This is a genomic window from Bradyrhizobium agreste, from assembly GCF_016031625.1.
In the GTDB taxonomy this organism is placed as follows: domain Bacteria; phylum Pseudomonadota; class Alphaproteobacteria; order Rhizobiales; family Xanthobacteraceae; genus Bradyrhizobium; species Bradyrhizobium agreste.
The window spans coordinates 180458-199843 of sequence record NZ_JACCHP010000020.1 but is presented as its reverse complement, the minus strand read 5'-3'; the positions used below and the strand labels follow the sequence as shown (position 1 = coordinate 199843).

Annotated in this window: 19 protein-coding genes, 1 tRNA gene and 1 pseudogene; 8 read left to right on the top strand and 13 right to left on the bottom strand. The window is 65.2% G+C overall.

Translation table 11 applies throughout. The annotated features are described in order from the left end of the window. Window positions 1-178: 178 nt before the first annotated feature. From HZZ13_RS27000 to rpmI, 6 genes are all read right to left on the bottom strand, one after another. Window positions 179-949: a sulfite exporter TauE/SafE family protein gene (locus tag HZZ13_RS27000; RefSeq protein WP_197962519.1), complete on the bottom strand. Its 771-nt coding sequence runs from the start codon at window positions 947-949 to the stop codon at window positions 179-181. Beyond that, entirely contained in the window at window positions 946-3354 is a 2409-nt protein-coding gene (pheT, locus tag HZZ13_RS26995; protein ID WP_197962518.1) for a phenylalanine--tRNA ligase subunit beta, read from the bottom strand. Before pheT ends, HZZ13_RS27000 begins: the two co-directional genes overlap by 4 nt. Continuing rightward, window positions 3351-3797 (bottom strand): endonuclease domain-containing protein, encoded by a 447-nt coding sequence (locus HZZ13_RS26990; protein WP_197962517.1) that lies wholly within the window; start codon window positions 3795-3797, stop codon window positions 3351-3353. The genes pheT and HZZ13_RS26990 overlap by 4 nt, the downstream gene beginning before the upstream one ends. 221 nt (window positions 3798-4018) lie before the next feature. After that, entirely contained in the window at window positions 4019-5101 is a 1083-nt protein-coding gene (gene pheS, locus HZZ13_RS26985; RefSeq protein ID WP_197962516.1) for a phenylalanine--tRNA ligase subunit alpha, read from the bottom strand. A gap of 220 nt (window positions 5102-5321) precedes the next feature. Continuing rightward, entirely contained in the window at window positions 5322-5681 is a 360-nt protein-coding gene (gene rplT, locus HZZ13_RS26980; protein WP_084810005.1) for a 50S ribosomal protein L20, read from the bottom strand. A gap of 79 nt (window positions 5682-5760) precedes the next feature. Then, the gene (gene rpmI, locus HZZ13_RS26975) at window positions 5761-5961 is read right to left on the bottom strand and encodes a 50S ribosomal protein L35 (protein ID WP_008539890.1); all 201 of its coding nucleotides are present in this window, start codon (window positions 5959-5961) and stop codon (window positions 5761-5763) included. 274 nt (window positions 5962-6235) lie between these two features. Between rpmI and HZZ13_RS26970 the strand changes: the two genes are divergently transcribed. After that, entirely contained in the window at window positions 6236-6640 is a 405-nt protein-coding gene (locus HZZ13_RS26970; RefSeq protein ID WP_197962515.1) for a hypothetical protein, read from the top strand. A gap of 249 nt (window positions 6641-6889) precedes the next feature. On the opposite strand, the gene infC is transcribed toward HZZ13_RS26970, so the two are convergent. After that, the gene (gene infC / locus HZZ13_RS26965) at window positions 6890-7429 is read right to left on the bottom strand and encodes a translation initiation factor IF-3 (RefSeq protein ID WP_027574769.1); all 540 of its coding nucleotides are present in this window, start codon (window positions 7427-7429) and stop codon (window positions 6890-6892) included. A 251-nt stretch (window positions 7430-7680) separates the two neighbouring features. Here infC and HZZ13_RS26960 point away from each other — a divergent pair, with 251 nt between their 5' ends. Continuing rightward, window positions 7681-8469, top strand: coding sequence for an alpha/beta hydrolase (locus HZZ13_RS26960; RefSeq protein ID WP_197962514.1), 789 nt, complete (start codon window positions 7681-7683; stop codon window positions 8467-8469). Window positions 8470-8699: 230 nt separating this feature from the next. Continuing rightward, a pseudogene (locus HZZ13_RS26955) lies at window positions 8700-9023 on the top strand (nuclear transport factor 2 family protein); the annotation flags it as partial. Window positions 9024-9461: 438 nt separating this feature from the next. Here HZZ13_RS26955 and queG read toward each other — a convergent pair. Together queG and HZZ13_RS26945 are read right to left on the bottom strand one after the other, a co-directional pair. Continuing rightward, window positions 9462-10637, bottom strand: coding sequence for a tRNA epoxyqueuosine(34) reductase QueG (gene queG / locus HZZ13_RS26950; protein WP_197962513.1), 1176 nt, complete (start codon window positions 10635-10637; stop codon window positions 9462-9464). After that, window positions 10586-11278 (bottom strand): glutathione S-transferase family protein, encoded by a 693-nt coding sequence (locus HZZ13_RS26945; RefSeq protein ID WP_197962512.1) that lies wholly within the window; start codon window positions 11276-11278, stop codon window positions 10586-10588. The genes queG and HZZ13_RS26945 overlap by 52 nt, the downstream gene beginning before the upstream one ends. A gap of 169 nt (window positions 11279-11447) precedes the next feature. On the opposite strand from HZZ13_RS26945, the gene HZZ13_RS26940 reads away from it, so the two are divergent. From HZZ13_RS26940 to HZZ13_RS26930, 3 genes are all read left to right on the top strand, one after another. Beyond that, a complete protein-coding gene (locus HZZ13_RS26940) occupies window positions 11448-12254 on the top strand; it encodes an undecaprenyl-diphosphate phosphatase (protein WP_197962511.1) in 807 nt (268 codons plus the stop codon). A gap of 108 nt (window positions 12255-12362) precedes the next feature. After that, window positions 12363-13688, top strand: coding sequence for an FAD-binding oxidoreductase (locus HZZ13_RS26935; protein ID WP_197962510.1), 1326 nt, complete (start codon window positions 12363-12365; stop codon window positions 13686-13688). Between the two features lie 3 nt (window positions 13689-13691). Next, window positions 13692-14432: an SDR family oxidoreductase gene (locus HZZ13_RS26930; protein ID WP_197962509.1), complete on the top strand. Its 741-nt coding sequence runs from the start codon at window positions 13692-13694 to the stop codon at window positions 14430-14432. Between the two features lie 148 nt (window positions 14433-14580). Here HZZ13_RS26930 and HZZ13_RS26925 read toward each other — a convergent pair whose 3' ends face one another. Continuing rightward, window positions 14581-15546, bottom strand: a complete 966-nt coding sequence (locus tag HZZ13_RS26925; RefSeq protein ID WP_197962508.1) for a complex I NDUFA9 subunit family protein — start codon at window positions 15544-15546, stop codon at window positions 14581-14583. Window positions 15547-15697: 151 nt separating this feature from the next. On the opposite strand from HZZ13_RS26925, the gene HZZ13_RS26920 reads away from it, so the two are divergent. Then, window positions 15698-15784, top strand: a tRNA-Leu gene (locus tag HZZ13_RS26920). Between the two features lie 115 nt (window positions 15785-15899). Here HZZ13_RS26920 and HZZ13_RS26915 read toward each other — a convergent pair. From HZZ13_RS26915 to HZZ13_RS26905, 3 genes are all read right to left on the bottom strand, one after another. After that, window positions 15900-17165: an MFS transporter gene (locus HZZ13_RS26915; protein WP_197962507.1), complete on the bottom strand. Its 1266-nt coding sequence runs from the start codon at window positions 17163-17165 to the stop codon at window positions 15900-15902. A gap of 81 nt (window positions 17166-17246) precedes the next feature. Continuing rightward, window positions 17247-17546, bottom strand: coding sequence for a type II toxin-antitoxin system RelE/ParE family toxin (locus tag HZZ13_RS26910; RefSeq protein WP_197962506.1), 300 nt, complete (start codon window positions 17544-17546; stop codon window positions 17247-17249). Next, window positions 17543-17800, bottom strand: a complete 258-nt coding sequence (locus HZZ13_RS26905) for a type II toxin-antitoxin system ParD family antitoxin (RefSeq protein WP_197962505.1) — start codon at window positions 17798-17800, stop codon at window positions 17543-17545. The genes HZZ13_RS26910 and HZZ13_RS26905 overlap by 4 nt, the downstream gene beginning before the upstream one ends. Before the next feature lie 191 nt (window positions 17801-17991). Between HZZ13_RS26905 and HZZ13_RS26900 the strand changes: the two genes are divergently transcribed. After that, window positions 17992-19302, top strand: a complete 1311-nt coding sequence (locus HZZ13_RS26900) for a UbiA family prenyltransferase (RefSeq protein WP_197962504.1) — start codon at window positions 17992-17994, stop codon at window positions 19300-19302. Window positions 19303-19386 lie beyond the last annotated feature (84 nt).

Genomic DNA, 19386 nt, shown 5'->3' with positions numbered 1-19386 from the left:
GACAAACTCCACTGTCGTCCCGGACAAGCGCAGCGAAGCGGAGCGCAGATCCGGGATCCATACCCACAGGGCGTGATTTGGCGAAGACTTGGAGTTACCAGCTCGACCCATAACCACTCCCTGGGGTTATGGGTCCCGGGCTCGCGCTACGCGCGCCCCGGGACGACAGCGGAGATTGTCAGCGCAGCACGCCATCCAATGCCGGCAGCCCAAAAACCACCGCCAACGCAATCAGCGCATAGCAGATACCGCGAAACACCTTCTCGCTGGCGCGGCCGAACAATGAGCTGCCGAACGCAACCCCAGCCGCATAGACCGGGCCGACGATGAGCGACAGCAGCAGCGAGTCGCGGCTGATCAGGCCCGTGCTCGCATAGCTGATCATGGAGAAGAAATCCGAGGCGCCGAAGAACAGCACGATGTTGGCGCGCGCGACGACCGGCGCGATCGGGCGTCCCAGCCAGTAGCCGACGATCGGCGGCCCGCCGGTCTGCGCCAGTCCGCTGCAGAAGCCGGAGAGGCCGCCGATACCGACCGAGAGCCAGGCGTGGTCCTTGCCGCGATAGCGCCAGCCCGACAACAGCAGCAGCAACAGCGCGGCCACGAAAACGGAGATGATCCAGCGCGTGGTGACGGGTTCGAGCACGCTGAGGAAATAGGTGCCGGCGGGGACGCCGATCAGCGCGCCTAGCACGATCACCGCGGTGGCCTCGCGGTCGGCCTTTCGCCAGGCATCGGGCAGCAGCGGCGCGGCCGCAACGAAATCGATGACGAGCAGCACGGCGGCAACGAGCCGCGGCCCCGCGATGCTGCTCGCCAGCGGCATGAAGATCAGCGCCGCGCCGAAGCCGGAGAAGCCGCGCGCGGTGCCCGAAACGAAAGCGACGGCGCAGAGCGCCGCCGCAATCGTGAGGCTGACGTCCTCCGGAAGGAAATCCGCCAGCGTCATCCGCGAAGAGTGCCGCCGGTCTTCTTGGTGACCTCGGCGACGATCTTGGCACCGACAGCTTCGATCTCCTGATCGGTCAGGGTTTTCTCGCGCGGCTGAAGCGTGACCGCGATCGCGATCGACTTCTTAGCCTCATCGATGCCCTTGCCCTCGTAAACGTCGAAGACATTGACGCCGGTGATCAGCTTCTTGTCGACGCCTTGCGCCGCGCGGACGATGTCGCCGGCCTTGACGGCGCGATCGACGATGAAAGCGAAGTCACGCGACACCGGCTGGAACGCCGAGAGCTCGATCAAGGGCTTGGCGCGCGTCGGCTTCTTCTTCGCCTCGGGAATGCGGTCGAGGATCACCTCGAACACGACAAGCGGCCCGTCGGCGCCGAGCGCCTCGAGCGCTCTGGGGTGCACTTCGCCGAAAGTGCCGAGCACGTTCTGCGGCCCGATTTGGATCGTGCCGGAGCGGCCCGGATGCAGCCAGCCGGGACCACCCGCCACGATCTGCAGCGCCTGCATCGGCGCGCCGGCCGCCGCCAGCACCGCCAGCGCATCGGCCTTGGCGTCGAATACGTCGGCCTGCGCCGAGCCCGTCCAGTGCCGTCCGAGCCCTTCGGACGACGCAAGGCCGCGGCGCACGCCGCTCGCCGCCATGAACTGGTCCTGCGGGCGATCGCCCTTGAACACCTGGCCGACCTCGAACAGCGCGACATCGCCGAAGCCGCGATCGGCATTGGCCTGCGCGGCTGCGATCAGGCCGGCGAGCAGGGTCGGGCGCATGTCGGAGAGATCGGACGCGATCGGGTTGGCCACCTCTAACTCGCGCTGTCCGCCGCCGAACAATTCGGCTGCCGGCCTGGCGATGAACGACCAGGTCACGGCTTCGACCATGCCGCGACTCGCAAGCGCGCGCCGCGCGCGGCGGGTGCGCAGCTGCAGCGGCGTCAGCACCGGCTTGCGCGGCTCGTCGCCGCGCTCGAACGGCGTCATCGGCACCTTGTCGACGCCGAAGATGCGGACGATCTCCTCGACGATGTCGGCCTTGCCGTGCACGTCGGTGCGCCACGACGGCACCGCGACCTTCACCACCGGGCCGGGGCCTGCCATCATGAAACCGAGATGGGTCAGGATGCGCTTCATCTCGACCTGCGGCACGTCGATGCCGGAGAGGCGCTTCACTTCCGTGACCGGGAAGTCGATCACGCGGTCGTCGGCGAAGGACTTGCCGACCACGAACGTTTCGGACGGCGTGCCGCCGCACATCTCCATCACCAGCTTGGTCGCGAGTTCGACGCCGGGCACCATGAAGGCCGGATCGACGCCGCGCTCGAAGCGGTAGCGTGCGTCCGAATTGATGCCGAGCTTGCGGCCGGTCTGGGCGATGTTGATCTCGTTCCACAGCGCCGATTCGATCAGCACGTCAGTCGTGTTCTCGTCGCAGCCCGAGGCCTCGCCGCCCATGATGCCGGCGAGTGATTCGACGCCGTGCTCGTCCGCGATCACGCAAATGGCGGGATCGAGATTGTAGGTGCGGCCGTCGAGCGCCAGCAGGGTCTCGCCCTCGCGGGCGCGGCGCACGACGAGATTGCCCTTCACCTTCCTGGCGTCGAACACGTGCAGCGGGCGCGCGCGGTCGTAGGTCATGAAGTTGGTGATGTCGACCAGCGCGTTGATCGGACGCAGGCCGATCGCGGTCAGCCGCTTCTGCAGCCATTCCGGCGACGGTCCGTTCTTGACGCCGCGCACGAGGCGGAGCGCAAAACCCGGGCAGAGCGTGGCGTCCTCGACCGTGACCTTTACGGGGCAGGGGAATTCGCCCTTGATCGGCTTGATGGTCGGGTCCTTGAACTTGCCCATATCGGCGGCGGCGAGATCGCGCGCGATGCCGTGCACGCCGGTGCAGTCCTGCCGGTTCGGCGTCAAATTGATCTCGATCACGGGATCGCCGAGCCCGGCCCATTCGGCATAGGCAGCGCCAATGGGCGCGTCCGCCGGCAATTCCATGATGCCGTCATGGTCGTTGGAGATCTGCAGCTCGGCCGCCGAGCACAGCATGCCGCGGCTCTCGACGCCGCGGATGGTGCCGATTCCAAGCGTGATGTCCTTGCCAGGAATGTAGGTGCCGGGCGGGGAGAACACGCTGACGAGCCCGGCGCGCGCATTCGGCGCCCCGCACACCACCTGCACCGGCGCACCGCCGTCGCCGGTGTCGACCATGCAGACGCGCAGGCGATCCGCATTCGGATGCTGCTCGGCCGAGATCACCTTTGCGATGGTGAACGGCTTCAGCGCCTTCGCCTTGTCCTCGATGTTCTCGACCTCGAGTCCGATCATGGTGAGCTTGTCGACAAGCTTGTCCAGCGGCTCGTCGGTCTCGAGATGATCCTTCAGCCAGGAGAGGGTAAATTTCATGGCTGCTTCTTCTCCACGGAGACGGTCTGCTCCCTCCCCCGCTTGCGGGGGAGGGCTGGGGAGAGGGTTCTCTCCGCAATGGCAGTGATTATTGTTTCAAGAACACCGGAACGGTTTGTCATGACATCGAGATTGCTGAAGCGGAGCACCTTGAAGCCCTTCGCCTCGAGCACGGTCGAGCGGCGTGTATCCGCGCGCTCGCCTTCGTCCGAGAAGTGCTGGCCGCCATCGAGCTCGATGACGAGCTTGGCCGCGTGGCAGATGAAATCGGCGATGTAGTTCTCGATCGGCACTTGGCGGCGGAAACTCGCGCCGTTCAACCGCCCAGCGCGCAGCTCCGACCAGAGGATTCGCTCCGCATCGGTCGAGTCGCGTCTGAGCGCGCGCGCATTGGCGCGCAGCTTGTCGGATATTTTCCAGGCCGGATGCTTGGGATCGACCATTGGCAGCCCCATCGCGGAGAAACCCTCTCCCCACCCCTCCCCCGCAAGCGGGGGAGGGAGTCCGACCTGTCGGGCGGACAGAGAATACGTATCCATGAGATAGCCGCCCCACACACGCTCTTTCCATCCCCTCCCCCGCTTGCGGGGGAGGGGCAGGGAGAGGGGTGTCTCCGCGGAGGGAACGGAGAGAGTCTTGGCAGACTCCAAGTCGAGTGCCGCCCTCACGTGCTCAATCCCCCCGCCAGCGTCGGCACCTCCAGCGGCTTGAAGCCGTAGTGAGACAGCCAGCGGACGTCGCTGTCGAACAGCTGGCGCAGATCGGCGATGCCGTATTTCAGCATGGCGATGCGGTCGATGCCCATGCCCCAGGCGAAGCCCTGGTACTCGTCGGGATCGATGCCGCAGGCGCGCAGCACGTTGGGATGCACCATGCCGCAGCCGAGAATCTCGAGCCAATCCTCGCCCTCGCCGAAGCGGATCTCGCCCTTGTCGCGGCGGCACTGGATGTCGACTTCCAGCGACGGCTCCGTGAACGGAAAGAACGACGGGCGGAAGCGCATGTTGATGTGGTCGACCTCGAAGAACGCCTTGCAGAACTCGTGCAGGATCCATTTGAGGTGGCCGAGATGCGAGCTCTTGTCGATGACGAGGCCCTCGACCTGGTGGAATTGCGGCGTGTGGGTCGCGTCCGAATCGATGCGGTAGGTGCGGCCCGGGCAGATCACGCGGATCGGCGGTTTCTGGCTCAGCATGGTGCGCACCTGCACCGGCGAGGTGTGGGTTCGCAGCAGCATGCGCGAGCCGTCCTGCTTCGGATGGAAGAAGAACGTGTCGTGCATCTCGCGCGCGGGATGGCCCTCGGGGAAGTTCAGTTTGGTGAAGTTGTAATCGTCGGTCTCGATGTCGGGGCCTTCGGCCACCGAGAATCCCATGTCGGCGAAGATGGTGGTGAGCTCGTCCCAGACCTGGCTCAGCGGATGGATGCGGCCGGCTTCCGCCGGCGCATCGCGCAGCGGCAGCGTGACGTCGACGGTCTCGGATGCGAGCCGCGCATCGAGCGCCGCCGACTTCAGCACGTCGCGCCGCGCCGCAAGCGCCTGGCTGACTTCGTCCTTGGCCTGGTTGATCGCCGCGCCTTGCGTCTTGCGCTCGTCCGGCGACATCTTGCCTAGCGTGGCGAGCAGCGCCGAGATCGAGCCCTTCTTGCCGAGGGCTGCAACACGAACGGCTTCGAGCGCAGCCTCGTCGGCAGCCGCGGCGATGTCGGCGATGATCTGGGTTTGGAGCTGGGCAAGATCGGTCATGGCAATCCCTTTTGGCCAGGATGCTGAGCCGATGATCCTAGCCCGTCACGCCCGGCCCAAAAGCGCGAAGCGCGTCTTCGCGTTAGATTCGCCGGGCATCCACGTCGGAGAAGTGTGCTTGCGCGAGAGATGACGGCCGGGGCGATGAAAGCGCGACACGCGCCCTCTGCCCGGGCCATCACAAGCTCGATGCTGCGCAAGTCGCGCAGTGGAGCAGCTTTTACGCCGCCAGTGCGGCTTTGGCCTTCTCGGCGATCGCCTGGAACGCGGCGGGCTCGCGGATCGCGAGATCCGACAGCACCTTGCGGTCCACGGTGATGCCCGACTTGGCCAAGCCGTCGATAAATCGGCTGTAGGTCAGGCCAAACGGACGGACGGCCGCGTTGAGGCGCTGGATCCAGAGCGCGCGGAAGGTGCGCTTGCGACGCTTGCGGTCGCGGAAGGCGTATTGCTGGGCCTTCTCCACGGCCGGCTTGGCGGCGCGGATAGTGTTCTTGCGGCGGCCGTAGAAACCCTTGGCGGCCTTGTAGACTTTCTTGTGCTTGGCGTGGGCGGTCACACCGCGTTTAACGCGAGCCATGACGAAATCCTTCAGAGATGACTTTGGTTATCGGATTGCCGCGCGGACGCGGCAGGGATGGCAATGATCGTGGACGCGATCAGGCGTTCGGCAAGAAGTACTTCTTGACGTTGTCGCCGTCGGTCTTGAACAGCACGCGGGTGCCGCGCAGCTGACGGATCTGCTTCTTCGTCCGCTTGATCATGCCGTGACGCTTGCCGCGCTGGGCGTGCATCACTTTGCCGGTGGCAGTCACCTTGAAGCGCTTTTTAGCGCCCGATTTGGTCTTCAGCTTGGGCATTTGGCTCTCCTCATGGCCACAGAGATCCGCCCGCGAAGGCGGCTGGACCGTCAAAATTGCTCGTTAGAGCGTTGATTGTGCTCAGGTTTTGCGAACGAGCGCGAAACCCGCACGAGACATCGCCACGGCAGCCCGTAAATCAGCCGGGCGATGAAGGCTGGGCTTATGACAGAGGACAGGCCAATTGGCAACGATGAACCGCCGCAACCGGCTCGCCGACCATTGGAGGCTGCCACCTCATATCCAAGCCTTTCTCGTCTGAAGCAGGTCCAAAATGGCCCATTTCCAGCAATTTCCGGCTTCACTGGCCGATTTCGCCCATCCGCGCCGCCTGGCGCTGTTCGCCGTGCTCGCCGCGGCTGCGCTGCCGCAGGCGGCCGACGCCCGCGCCGGCGGCTATGATGGCATCTGGAACGTCACTTTCGCCACCACCCGCGGCAATTGCGGCTCGGGCTACAGCGTTCCCTTCACCGTGACAGGCAGCCGCGTCTCCTCCGCTGGCGGCGGCCGGGTCTCGGGCCGGGTCAACCGCTCCGGCGCTGTCGCCGTCCAGGTCTCGGTCGGCGCCTCCCACGCCAGTGGCGGCGGCCGGCTCGCCGGGGTGACCGGCGCCGGGTCGTGGAGGGGCATCATTTCCGGCGACCCGTGCAGCGGCACCTGGGTGGCGACGCGGGCGTAGTTGTCACGACGCCGGTGCGCTCCCTCCCCCGCCTGCGGGGGAGGGCTGGGGAGTGGGCTGTCTCCGCAACGGGATAGTCTCCCAGAGGAGAGAGCCCTCACCCGGCGCTTCGCGCCACCCTCTCCCGCAAGCGCCCCGCAAGCGGGCGAGGGTGCAGCGGCGCCCGCGGCTGCACCTCGACAAAAAACAAAACGGCCCGCCGGAGATCCGGGCGGGCCGTTGAATTCTCAAGTCCCAAAGCGTGGCGCGTCAGCGCGGCGCCAGCACCATCACCACTTGGCGACCTTCGAACCGCGCGTCCTGCTCGACCTTGGCGAGCTCGGCGACGTCGGTCTTGATCTTGTCGAGCAGCTTGGTGCCGATCTCCTGGTGCGCCATTTCGCGGCCGCGATAGCGCAGCGTGATCTTGACCTTGTCGCCCTCCTCGAAGAACCGCTGCATCGCGCGCATCTTCACGTCGTAATCGTGGTCGTCGATCATCGGACGGAGCTTGATCTCCTTGATCTCGACGGTCTTCTGCCGCTTGCGGGCTTCCGCGGCTTTCTTCTGGGCGGAATACTTGTACTTCCCGTAGTCCATGATCTTGCAGACGGGAGGGCTGGTATTCGGCGAAATCTCGACCAGATCCATTCCGACTTCCTGCGCCATGCGGATGGCGACGACGGTCTCGACGGTACCTTTGTTCTCACCGGTCTGGTCGATCAGCTGGATCTGCGCATTGCGGATATCATCATTGATGCGTGGCCCGTCTTTGCTGGCAGCGGGCGGAGCTTTATTAGGACGGCGAATGGGTGGTTCTCCAAAGTTGTGAAGGAAGCGGCTATCTTGAAGGAAGATGCGTTTGCCGGCAAGCAAGTCGCTGGGACGAGGCGCGAAAAACCCTCAAATGCGAGGCATTTTGGTCACGGCCCTCGGCACGCCGATCGACATAGACACCTTGCCTCTGTTCCGCAAGCGTCCCAACGGACCAATAGCGATGCCGGTCGTGCTTTCGGAACAGGTCCGGACAGCTCAAACCGCACAGCCAGAGTAAACGTTCCATGACCGATGCAATTCCCGATGCCGCGCTCGAGTTCATCGATGTGGGTGAGGGGCCGTCCGCACGCAGGATCGCGGTGCGCCGCCGTCACGGAAAAGATCCCGGCCTGGTCTGGCTGGGCGGATTCAAGTCGGACATGCAGGGCGGCAAGGCCGTGGCGCTGGATGCCTGGGCCCACGAGCGAGGCCGCGCCATCGTCCGGTTCGACTATTCCGGCCACGGCGAATCCAGCGGTGATTTCGCCAATGGGACCATCGGCAGCTGGCTCGAGGATAGTGTTGCGGTGTTCGAGCGCTTCTGCGATGGCCCGCAAATCCTGATCGGCTCGTCCATGGGCGGGTGGATGGCGCTGCTGCTCGCGCGCGAGATCAAGAAGCGTGCCGGCAAGGCGTCGCTCGCAGGGCTCGTGCTGATCGCGCCGGCGCCCGATTTCACCGAAGAGCTGATGTGGAAGAATTTTTCGCCCGCGGTGAGGAAGGAGATCGAGACCAAGGGCTTTTGGCTGCGCCCCTCGGAGTACGGCGACGGCACACCCTATCCGATCACGCGGAACCTGATTGAGGAGGGACGCAAGCACCTCGTGCTCGGCAGCGCCATCGATCTCGGCTGCCCCGTCCGCATCCTGCAAGGCGCGAAAGATCCCGATGTGCCCTGGCAGCACGCGTTTGCGCTGACCCATCGCCTGCCGGCCGACGACGTCGTGCTGACCATGATCCAGGATGGCGATCACCGCCTCTCACGCCCGCAAGACATCGCGCGCATTCTTGCCGCGGTGGCGGAGATCGGGTGAGATGCTTTTCTCTTCCTTCTCCCCTTGTGGGAGAAGGTGGCATAGGCGGCCTTCGGGCCCGCCGTTCTTGAGAACGCCGAAGCGTAGCTTCGGCTATGGCGCCGGATGAGGGGTTCTCTCCACGAGCCCGACTCGCGGAAGCAACCCCTCACCCAAATGAATGCGCGTCAACGAGCGGAGCCGCCCTCTCCCACAAGGGGAGAGGGCGCAATAACTGAGAGGCAACGCCAATGACCACCACCGCCATGCTGCGCGCCTTCTGCGACGCCGTCGAGCAGCGCAACGGCAAAGCCTTCGCCGAGCTGTTCACCGAGGACGGCGTCTATCACGACGTCTTCTACGGCACCTTCGCCGGCCGCACGAAGATCGCCGCGATGATCGACGACTGGTTCTATCGCACGGCGACCGATTTCCGCTGGGACATGCATGACCCCGTCACCGACGGCACCACGCTCTATGTGCGCTACACCTTCAGCTACAAATCGACCTTGCCGGAAGCGGGCGGCGCCCGCGCGATGTTCGAGGGCGTTGCGATCATGACGCTGAGGAGTGGCAGCCGTCAACTACCGTTTCGACGGATTCACCATCGGCTTGCGCTGCGCCAGCGCGGCCACCGTCGCGGTGCCGGCAAAGCCGAGCAGGCCGATGATGACGCGCCCGTGCAGCGATTTCGGATTCCATGGACCGTTGGCGGCTTCCGTCGGATGGAATGTATCGCCGTCGCGGGTGAAGAAAGGCATGTTTGTCATGCGCGCGAGATTGCGGGAATGCACGGGGAAATCAAGGGTAGTGAGGCGCCAGCCACAACACAGGTGTCATCGCCCGACTTAATCGGGCGATCCAGTACGCCGATACGGCAGTGATTGAGTCGAGAAGCCGCGGCGTACTGGATGCCCCGGTCCCGGCTCCGCCAAGGCTACGCCGGGGCCACAAGGGTGCTCGGCCGCCGAAGCCTTGGCGAAGGCGGCAAGCCGGGGCATGACAGCGGTGGACTAGGATGCGGCCCGCCACTCCTCGCGTACATTCTCATGGTGCTCGCTGCTCGCAGCAGCAGACTTCATCGCCTCAAACTCGTCCCGCTCCAGCAACTGCGCCAGCGCCCACACCGCCGCCCCACGCACCAGCGGGCTCGTGTCATCGAGCAGCCGCCGCGCCTCCTCAGCCAGCGAAACATCACCGGAATTGCCGATCGCAATCAGCACGTTGCGCAAGAACCGGTCGCGGCCGATGCGCTTGACCGGCGACTTCGTGAACAGCGCCCGAAACGCGGCATCGTCGAGCCGCGCCAGCTCGGCGAGCGAGGGCGCACGTAATTCATCGCGCGCGGCGAGCTTGGCCTCGCGCCCCTCTTGCGCAAACTTGTTCCACGGGCACGCGGCAAGGCAATCGTCGCAGCCATAGATGCGATTGCCGATAGCCTTGCGAAACTCGCGCGGGATCGGGCCCTTGTTCTCGATGGTCAGATACGAGATGCAGCGCCGCGCATCGAGCTTGTAGGGCGCAGGGAACGCCGCGGTTGGGCAGATGTCGAGACAGGCGCGGCACGAGCCGCAATGGTCGATCTCGGCAGCGTCGCGCGGCAGATCGAGCGTGGTGTAGATCGCACCGAGAAACAGCCATGAGCCGAACTCGCGCGAGACGAGGTTGGTGTGCTTGCCCTGCCAGCCGAGATGCGCGGCCTGCGCCAGCGGCTTCTCCATCACCGCCGCGGTGTCGACGAACACTTTCACCTCGCTTGGCGCGGTCGCGACCAGCCAGCGCGCCAGCGCCTTCAGCCGCTTCTTGATCAGGTCGTGATAGTCGTCGCCCTGCGCATAGACCGAGATCGCCGCGCGCGCGCGCTGCTTCAGGACCGCGAGCGGATCGGAGTCGGGACCGTAATTGACGCCGAGCATGATCACGCTGCGCACGTCGGCCCACAGCCCGCGCGGATCGACGCGCCGTTCCGGCTGGTTGGCGAGCCAATCCATGTCGCCATGGCCGCCCGAGGCGATGAATTCGAGGAAGTGCTTTCCGGCTGCATCGATCGTGCCCGGCGCGGTAACGCCGATGCAGTCGAAGCCGAGCGCGTGCGCTTCGCGCGCCAGCGCCGCCTTCAGCTCAGTCGGATCAAGGCTCAGAAATCCAGGTCCACATAGGTCCGCGACGCCGGCACGCCGGCCAGCCATTCGCTCAGCAGCGGACGGAACGACGGGCGGGATTTCACCCGCGCGTACCACGCCTTTGCTGCGTCGTCCTCGCTCCATGGCACGTCGCCCAGATAGTCGATCGCCGAAAGATGCGCCGCGGCGGCGAGATCCGCGTAGGTGAGCCGGTCGCCGGCGAGGAAATTGCGGGTCTGCGCCAGCCAGCCGATATAGGCCAGATGATAGCGCACGTTGGCCTTCGCTGCGCGCATCACGTCGGCCGAAGGCGGCCCGCCGCCGTTCTCCTCGCTCATGAAGCGCTTGTAGATGCGCTCGGTGACGAGCGGATGCGAGACCTCCTCGAAGAACTTTTCGTTGAACCAGGCCATCAGCCGGCGCACCTCGACGCGCTCGAAGGTCGTCTCCGGCATCAGGCGCTTGACGCCCATCCCTGCGCCATAGGCCTCATCGACATATTCGGCGATGATGGCCGCGCCCGGGATCGGCGGCTGTTCCCCGTCCACCAGCACAGGCGTGGTGCCGGCCGCATTGAGCAGCAGAAACGCCTCGCGCCGCTCCCAGCTGCGCTCTTCGATCAGCTTCAGGTCGAGCCCGTATTCGCCCACGATCAGGCGGATGAAGCGCGAATGCGGGCAGAACGGATGATGAAACAGCGTAAACATGAAGCCTTTGACTATTTGATGGTGCTTAAGAATCCATCAATGTTTGTGCGGCGCCACACTAGTCCCTCAAAACCGCGAAGCAAGAGCGTGATGCCGCATTTTGCGATTGCAGCATTGGGGGGAATAGGCGAGAAGAGCCCCGCTTTTCCAGCCGAAATGGACCGTAAATATGTCAGACGCAATACGGGCAGTGCTCCTCGGCATCATCGAGGGTGTGACCGAGTTCCTTCCCGTATCCTCGACCGGCCACCTCCTGCTCGCGGAGCGCTTCTTTCATCTCGGCGAAGGGACGTTCTGGGATTCGTTTACGGTTCTGATCCAGCTGGGCGCGATCCTCGCGATCGTGGGGCTGTATTTCCGGAAGTTGTGGGACGTCGCGATCGGCCTGTTCACGGGCGATGCCTATGCGCGCCGCTTCGTGATCGGCGTGCTGGTGGCGTTCCTGCCGGCTGTCATCGTCGGCCTCGTCGCCGGCAAATACATCAAGCTCATGCTGTTCAATCCGTGGGTGGTCTGTTTCACGCTGATCGTTGGCGGCGCCATCCTGCTCTGGGTCGATAAGCTCGAGCTCAAGCCGCGCGAGTTTGAGGCCACCAAATTTCCGCTGCTGATGTATCTCTATATCGGCATCGCGCAATGCGTGGCGATGATCCCGGGCGTGTCGCGGTCCGGCGCCAGCATCGTGGCCGCCATGCTGCTCGGCGCCGACAAGCGCGCGGCGGCGGAGTTTTCGTTCTTCCTGGCGATTCCCACCATGATCGGTGCGTTCGCCTACGATTTCTACAAGAGCCGCGCCGAGATGACGATGGACCATATCAACATCGTCGGGATCGGCTTCGTGGTGTCGTTCATCACCGCGGTCATCGTGGTGAAAACGTTCCTGACCTACGTCACCCGGCACGGCTTCGTGCTGTTCGCCTGGTGGCGCGTCATCGTCGGCACGCTCGGCCTGATCGCACTGGCGCTGGGACGGTAGGCTTGGGATCCGGGCTCCGCGCCAACCGCGCTTTCAACGCAATGTAAGCTTTTGATCGGTACTCAGTTTCGCAATGCAGGGCGGCGCGCCCGGCGCAGGAGCTGAGCCATGACCCTCGTCAGCGGTTGGGGGCGCTTCCCGGTCGTCGATACCGAGATGCTGCGCCCGCGCGCGTTCGCGGCGGTCGCGGACGCCGTCGTCTCCGGCACCGTCGCGCGCGGCAATGGTCGCGCCTATGGCGATGCCGCAATCGGGGCCGTCAGGACGGTGACGATGACGGGCTTCGACCGCATCAGGTGGTTCGATCCCGTGACCGGCAGCATCCGCCTCGAGGCCGGCGTGCTGCTCTCGGATCTGATCGAGACCTTCGGCCCGCGCGGCTTCTTGCCCTTCGTGCTGCCCGGCACGCGTTTCGTGTCGATCGGCGGCGCCATCGCCGCCGACGTCCACGGCAAGAACCATCATTGCGAAGGCGGCTTCGGCCGCTATGTCGACGCCATCCTGCTGCGCACGGGCTCGGGCGAGGTGATCGAAGCCTCGCGCGAGCAGAACTCCGATGCGTTCTTTGCAACCATCGGCGGCATGGGCCTGACCGGAATCATCCTCGAAGCGACCTTGCGGTTGCGCAAGGTCGAAACGGGGTGGATTCGCGAGCGCGTGATCTCGGCATCGGATCTTGATGCCGCGATGCGCGCGCTCGATGCAGGCGATGCCGCGACCTATTCGGTGGCGTGGATCGATTGCGCCGCACGCGGCAAGGATCTCGGCCGCTCGCTGATCTATCTCGGCGAGCACGCCGGCAAGGACGAGCTCCCTGCCGGCGCCGCCGTATTTCCCGCCGGCAAGGCTCCCGGTCTCGGCGTGCCGATCGATTTGCCCGCGATGACGCTGAACCGCCTTAGCATCCGTGCCTTCAACGAGCTTTATTACCGCATGGGTGCGCGCCGCGCCGGCGGCAGCCATGTGGTCTCGCTCTATCCCTATTTCTTTCCGCTCGACAGCATTGCCGACTGGAATCGCATCTACGGCAAGCGCGGCTTCCTGCAGCATCAATGCGTGATCCCTGAGAACCGCGCACGCGACGTGCTCGGCGAGATCCTCGATCGCGTCGCGCGGCGCGGCGACGCCTCCTTCCTCGCGGTGCTGAAGAAGCTCGGCCAAGGCGAGGGCATCCTGTCGTTTCCGTTGCCCGGCTACACGCTGGCGCTGGATTTCCCCGTGCGCGGCGACATCCTGAATTTTCTCGACGAGATCGACCGTCTCGTTGTCGCGGCCGGGGGCCGGCTCTATCTCGCCAAGGATGCGCGCCAGTCGCGGGAGACGCTCGAAGCCGGCTATCCCGCGCTGTCGCGCTTCAACGCGATCCGCAAATCGCTCGATCCTGCCGGCAGAATCCGCTCCAAGCTTTCACAACGTCTGTTTGATGAGGTCTAGGCCGTGACGTCGCGCAAGTCTGTACTGGTGCTGGGCGGCTCATCCGACATCGGCCGCGCCGCGGCGCGCGCCTTTGCCAGAGCGGGATACGACGTGGGGCTCGCCGGCCGCGATGTCGCCGCGCTGGAGCCTGACGCCGCCGATCTGCGCGCACGCTACAATATCGAGGTCGGTCTCCACAAATTCGACGTGCTCGACACCGCCTCTTTCGAGGGCTTCGTCGCCGGCCTTCCCGCGTTGCCCGATGTCGTCGTCTCGATCGTCGGCTTGCTCGGTGTGCAAGAGAGCGCGCAGAGCGATCTCGCCCACGCCACCGCGATCATGCGCTCCAACTACGAGGGCCCGGCGCTGATCCTCGGACTGTTCGCGGAAAAGTTCCTAAGCCGCGGCAGCGGCACGCTGGTCGGTGTGTCCTCGGTTGCCGGTGATCGCGGCCGCGCCTCCAACTACGTCTATGGCTCGGCCAAGGCCGGCTTCTCCGCCTTCCTGTCCGGCCTGCGCGCCCGCGCCAGCCGGGGCGGCGTCCATGTCGTTACGGTCAAGCCCGGCTTCGTCCGCACCAGGATGACGGAAGGCATGAAGCTGATCGGCCCGCTCACCGTCGAAGCCCCCGTCGTCGGCGATGCGATCCTTCGCGCCGTCGAGAACAAGACCGACATCGTCTATGTCAGCGCGAAATGGCGCCTCGTGATGCTGATCATCAAGACGCTGCCGGAAGCGGTGTTCAAGAAGTTGAAGTTTTGACGCTGTTGCCGCTCCGTTGGCGCGCTCCCTGGCGACGCTCGTCCTCGTCATGGCCGGGCTTGACCCGGCCATCCACGCGCATCCGCGACTGCAGCGATACGTGGATGCCCGGGTCAAGCCCGGGCATGACGATGGATAGAGAGGCGCTTCACACGCTCATGCGCTGGAACTGCCCTGCGGCGCGGAAGCGCCAGAGATATTGCGGGGCGATCGCCTCCAGCGAATCGGGCGTGATGCCGAGGCCTTCCAGCGTCAGCCCGGCCGCCTTGGCTGCCTCCGACACGACATTGTCGCGCTCGAGCAGCGTGACCTGGTCCGACGTCAGCTTGAACGCGCCAGGCGCGAATTGCAGGAAGGCCGCCTGGACGCGGGCGAGGCCGAACGACAGCGGCACCAGCATCCGCTTGCGGTCGGTGATTTCGAGGATGGTCTCGATGATCTCGCGCATGGTCAGCACTTCCGGCCCGCCGAGCTCGTAAGTGGCGCCCGCCTTGGCCTTGCCGTCGGCCGCATCGGCGATCGCGCTGGCCACGTCGCCGACATAGACCGGCTGCATCTTCGTCTCGCCCCCGATTAGGGGCAGCACCGGCGACATCCGGGCCAGTGCGGCAAAGCGGTTGGTGAACTGGTCCTCCGGGCCGAACATCACGGAGGGGCGGAAGATCGTGGCGGAGGAAACCGCGGCGAGGACCGCCGCTTCGCCGGCCGCCTTGGTCCTGGCATAGCGCGAGGGCGATTGCGCATCGGCCCCGATCGCCGAGACATGCACCAGCGTGCTACCTGCGGCGGCCGCCGCCTTGGCGACGGTCTCGGCGCCCTTGGACTGGACGGCGTCAAACGTCTGCGCGCCGCTCTCGGTGAGCACGCCGACGAGGTTGATCACGACATGCGAATCACGCAGCGCCGCCTCGACCGAGGCCGGATAGCGCAGATTCGCCTGGACGGTGTGGACCTGCCCGACCCGGCCGAGCGGCTGGAGGTATCCGGCGAGTTCCGGCCGCCGCACCGCAACCCGGACCCGGTAATCCCGCTTGCACAGGGCGCGGACCACGCTGCGGCCCAAAAACCCCGATCCGCCGAAAACCGTGACGAGCGTGTCCAGATTCGATGCCATGGGAGCCGTTCCTGCGGAAAAGAGTGCGTCGTGTCAGGCTTGTATCGGGCCGTTTTGCGATGCGCAATCGGCATCCCGACCCCGGCCTCACGCATGAATTGACAACGGCGTCACCGAACCGTAGTAACCGCCTCCGTGCCCCAAACGGCATGCCCAGGTGGTGGAATTGGTAGACGCGCTGGCTTCAGGTGCCAGTGGCTTAACGGCCGTGAAGGTTCGAGTCCTTTCCTGGGCACCATTTTGCGGGGTTTGGACCCAAAATAGAGCGACCTCAGATCGGTACGGATGGCAGGCGGCGAACGCCGCGCCGCTGCCGCGTGGAGGTCCCGGGAGCCCGGATCGGTCCTCTCCCCTCACACCCCCCTTTTCCCCGCCCGCTCCGCCACCGCCTTCTGCACGAAATACATCATCACCAGCGTGACGATCGTGGTGGTCACGACGACGTAGCCGACCCGATCGAAATGGAGCAGGGCGCCGTCCGCGCCTTGCGCGATGATCGCGCCGGCGAGCACCGAGCCGAGCCCGCCGGAGAGTTGCTGCAGCGAGGCGCTGACCGCGCTGAACGAGCCGCGCTGGCTCGCATCGGGAATCGCCGACATCAGCGCCTGCGACGGGATCATGCGCGAGAAGATGCCGACGAACATCAGCACGTTGACGAGGATCGCGGTCGCCAGCGAGACGTGGCCGAGATGGGTGTAGATCAGCACCATGAGGACGGTCATGGCGCAGCCGAACACGAAGGTCGAATATTTGCCGAACGCGTCGCTGGCGCGGCCGACCAGCGGCCCCGTGACGATGCTGAACAGGCCGGAGACGAGATAGATCGTCGGCAGGTGCGTGATGTCGATGCCGAGATTGTGCACGGTGTAGGCGCTGGAGAACGGCATCAGCATGTAGCCGCCGGTCGCCAGCAGCGTCGTGACGGCGAAGGCCAGGGTGTAGCGCGGCTCGGCGACCGTGGCGACCAGATGGTGGAACGGGTTTCTGTCCTGCTTCAGCTTCAGATGTGCGTCGACCGGCTCCATGGCGAACGCGATGACGGCGATCGTCACGAGCGACAGCACGACGATCGCGATGAAGCAGATGTGCCAGCTCCAGTGATTGGCGAGAAACAGGCCGGCGGGAACGCCGAGCACCTGGCTGGCGGCGAACGCCGTCTGGATGATTCCCATCACGCGGCCGCGCATCTGCAGCGGAAACAGGTCCGTGATGATGGCGAGCACGACCGCACCGATCACGCCGCCGAACAATCCGGTCACGATCCGGCCGATCAGCAGCACGTGGTAGTTCGGCGCCACCGCGCACAGCAGCGTGCCCAGCGTGAAGCCGACATAGAAGAACAGCAGGAGGCGCTTGCGATCGAAACGATCGGCAAAGCCGGCGGCGAGGATGCCCGATAGGCCCGCACTGAAGGCGTAGGCCGACACCGCGACGCCGAACTGCCCCGCCGTGATGCCAAGCGAGGGCATCAGGATGGCGCCGAGCGGCGACATGATGATGAAATCGAGGATGATCGTGAACTGCGTCAGCGCCAGCAGCGCGATGAGGAGGGACTGGTAGCGCGAGAATCCGCGTGGGCGCTGGTCGTCGATCGGCGCAGCGAGCGTTTGTTCGGTCATCACATCTCGATCGCAGTAAGGGGACAGGATAGTGCGGGGCTGGAAATAGATGGGGTGCGCCTGGGCGAATTGCAGCAGGCTCTAGTCCGGCGGGAAGAGCAGTGGCTCATAATCTCGCGCGCCATGGAGAATGTGAATCACCTCGATGGCATCGCGACCGACACGATAGAAAATCAGATAGTTCCCGAATGGGCGCCGGCGAATGCCTTTCTGCTCGTAGCGCGGCACCAAGGGGTAGCGGTGCGGTGCATCGGCGAGCGTTTCGCATCTGTCCCGCAATCCACGGATGAGCGTGAGTGCGCTTTGCGGGCTTTGCGCGGCAACGTAGGATGCGATCTCCTCGAGGTCAGACTCGGCTTCCGCGGTGAGGACGACGATCACGTGCGATCGGCCTTCTCGGCCAATCCCGCTTCGAGCCGGTCAAAAACCTCTGATAGCGATTTGACCCGTCCCGCGTCCGCATCGCTGAGCCCGCGCGCGATTGCTGCATCCAACGCAGCGAGCCGCGCCTCCCGCTCCTGAATGAGCCGCACGCCCTCCCTGAGCACCTCGCTCTTGGAGTGATAGCGTCCCGACGCGACGAGCTTTGTAACAAAGTTTTCAAGGGCTTCGCCGAGGTCTGCACTTACCGCCATACCGCGCCTCTCCGATGACTCATGCCTTAATAACTATTATTGAAATAGCTATTATTGAACCCTCCCCGTAGCAAGCACAGTCCTGCCCGGGTTAAGCCGGCTTTAGCGAATGATCCCATAGGGTTGGCCGTCCATTTCCTGCTCCCCCGGCCGAATGCCGGCCATGTTGCGGCAAGTCAGAGCGTTTTCGGATGGAGCAGCGTGCCCCGCAGTACGATCCTGGTGTGTCCGAGCCGTCGGCGGCCCGGACCCTCGTCATCGATCTCGAAGGCGGCCTGTTGCGTTCCGAGCTGCTGATGGAGGCGCTGTTCTCCAGCCCCGGCCACATGCTGGCGCGCTTCGGCGCGGGCGGACGGGCGGGGATGGCGGCGCTCACGGCGGTCCTGGCGCGGGCCGAGATCGACTACGCCCATCTGCCCTATGATTCCGACGTGATGAACCGGGCGCTGGCAGCACGGGCGCGCGGGGCGAAGATCTATCTCATCGCGGATCGGTTCGCCGCTCATGCCGCGGCAATCGCGGCGCGTCTCGGCTTCGATGGTGTCGTCACGCTGGCCGATCTCGCGGCGGGCAGCGTGCCGTTCGATCGTGCCTCCGTCGCGCGCATCGAACATCGGAAGGTCCGCAGAGCCGGCCTCACCACCTGGGTCAAGGCGCTGCGGGTCCATCAATACGCCAAGAACACGCTGGTGTTCGTGCCCGCGCTCACGGCGCATCAGCTGAGCCCTGCGGCGCTCGACTACGCGCTGCTCGCCTTCCTGGCGTTCTCGGCCTGCGCTTCGGGCGCCTATCTGATGAACGATCTGCTCGACCTCGCCGCCGACCGGCAGCATCCGAGCAAGCGCCACCGCGCGCTCGCAGCGGGCGATCTGCCGATCTCGTCGGCGCTGTCGGCCATTCCTGCGTTGTGGCTGCTCGCGCTCGCCGCCAGCCTCTGCATCTCGCCGCTGTTTCTCGGCGTGCTCGGCCTCTATCTCGTCACCACGATCGCCTATTCGCTCGTGCTCAAGCGCAAGATGCTGGTCGACATCGTCACGCTCGCCGGCCTCTACACGCTTCGCATCGTCGCCGGTGCAATCGGCGTCGGCGTCGTGCTGTCGGAATGGCTGTTGATCTTCTCGCTGTTCGTGTTCACCTCGCTCGCCTTGATCAAGCGCTTCAGCGAGCTCAGCATGCGCGAGAGCGCGGGCCTCGCCGATCCCTCCAACCGCGACTATCGCGTCACCGACCTTAACGTCATCGCCGCGATGGCGGCGGCAAGCGCCATGAACGCGGTGACCGTGTTCTCGCTCTACGTCTCGTCCTCGGCGGTGACGCCGCTCTACAGCCGCCCCTGGATGCTGTGGCTGCTCACGCCGCTGCTGCTGTACTGGTTCGGCCGTGCCCTGATGATGGCGCATCGCCGCGAGATGCCGGACGATCCGATCCTGTATGCTTTCCGGGACGGACCCAGCCGCATCGCGGTCGCGGCGATGATCTGCATCATGCTCGCCGCGATCTGACCGGCCCGTAAGGTCACGGCCGCTTGCGTGACCTTTCGCGACTGGCTACACCGCGATTCATTCGACTGGCCTATGATATCGACG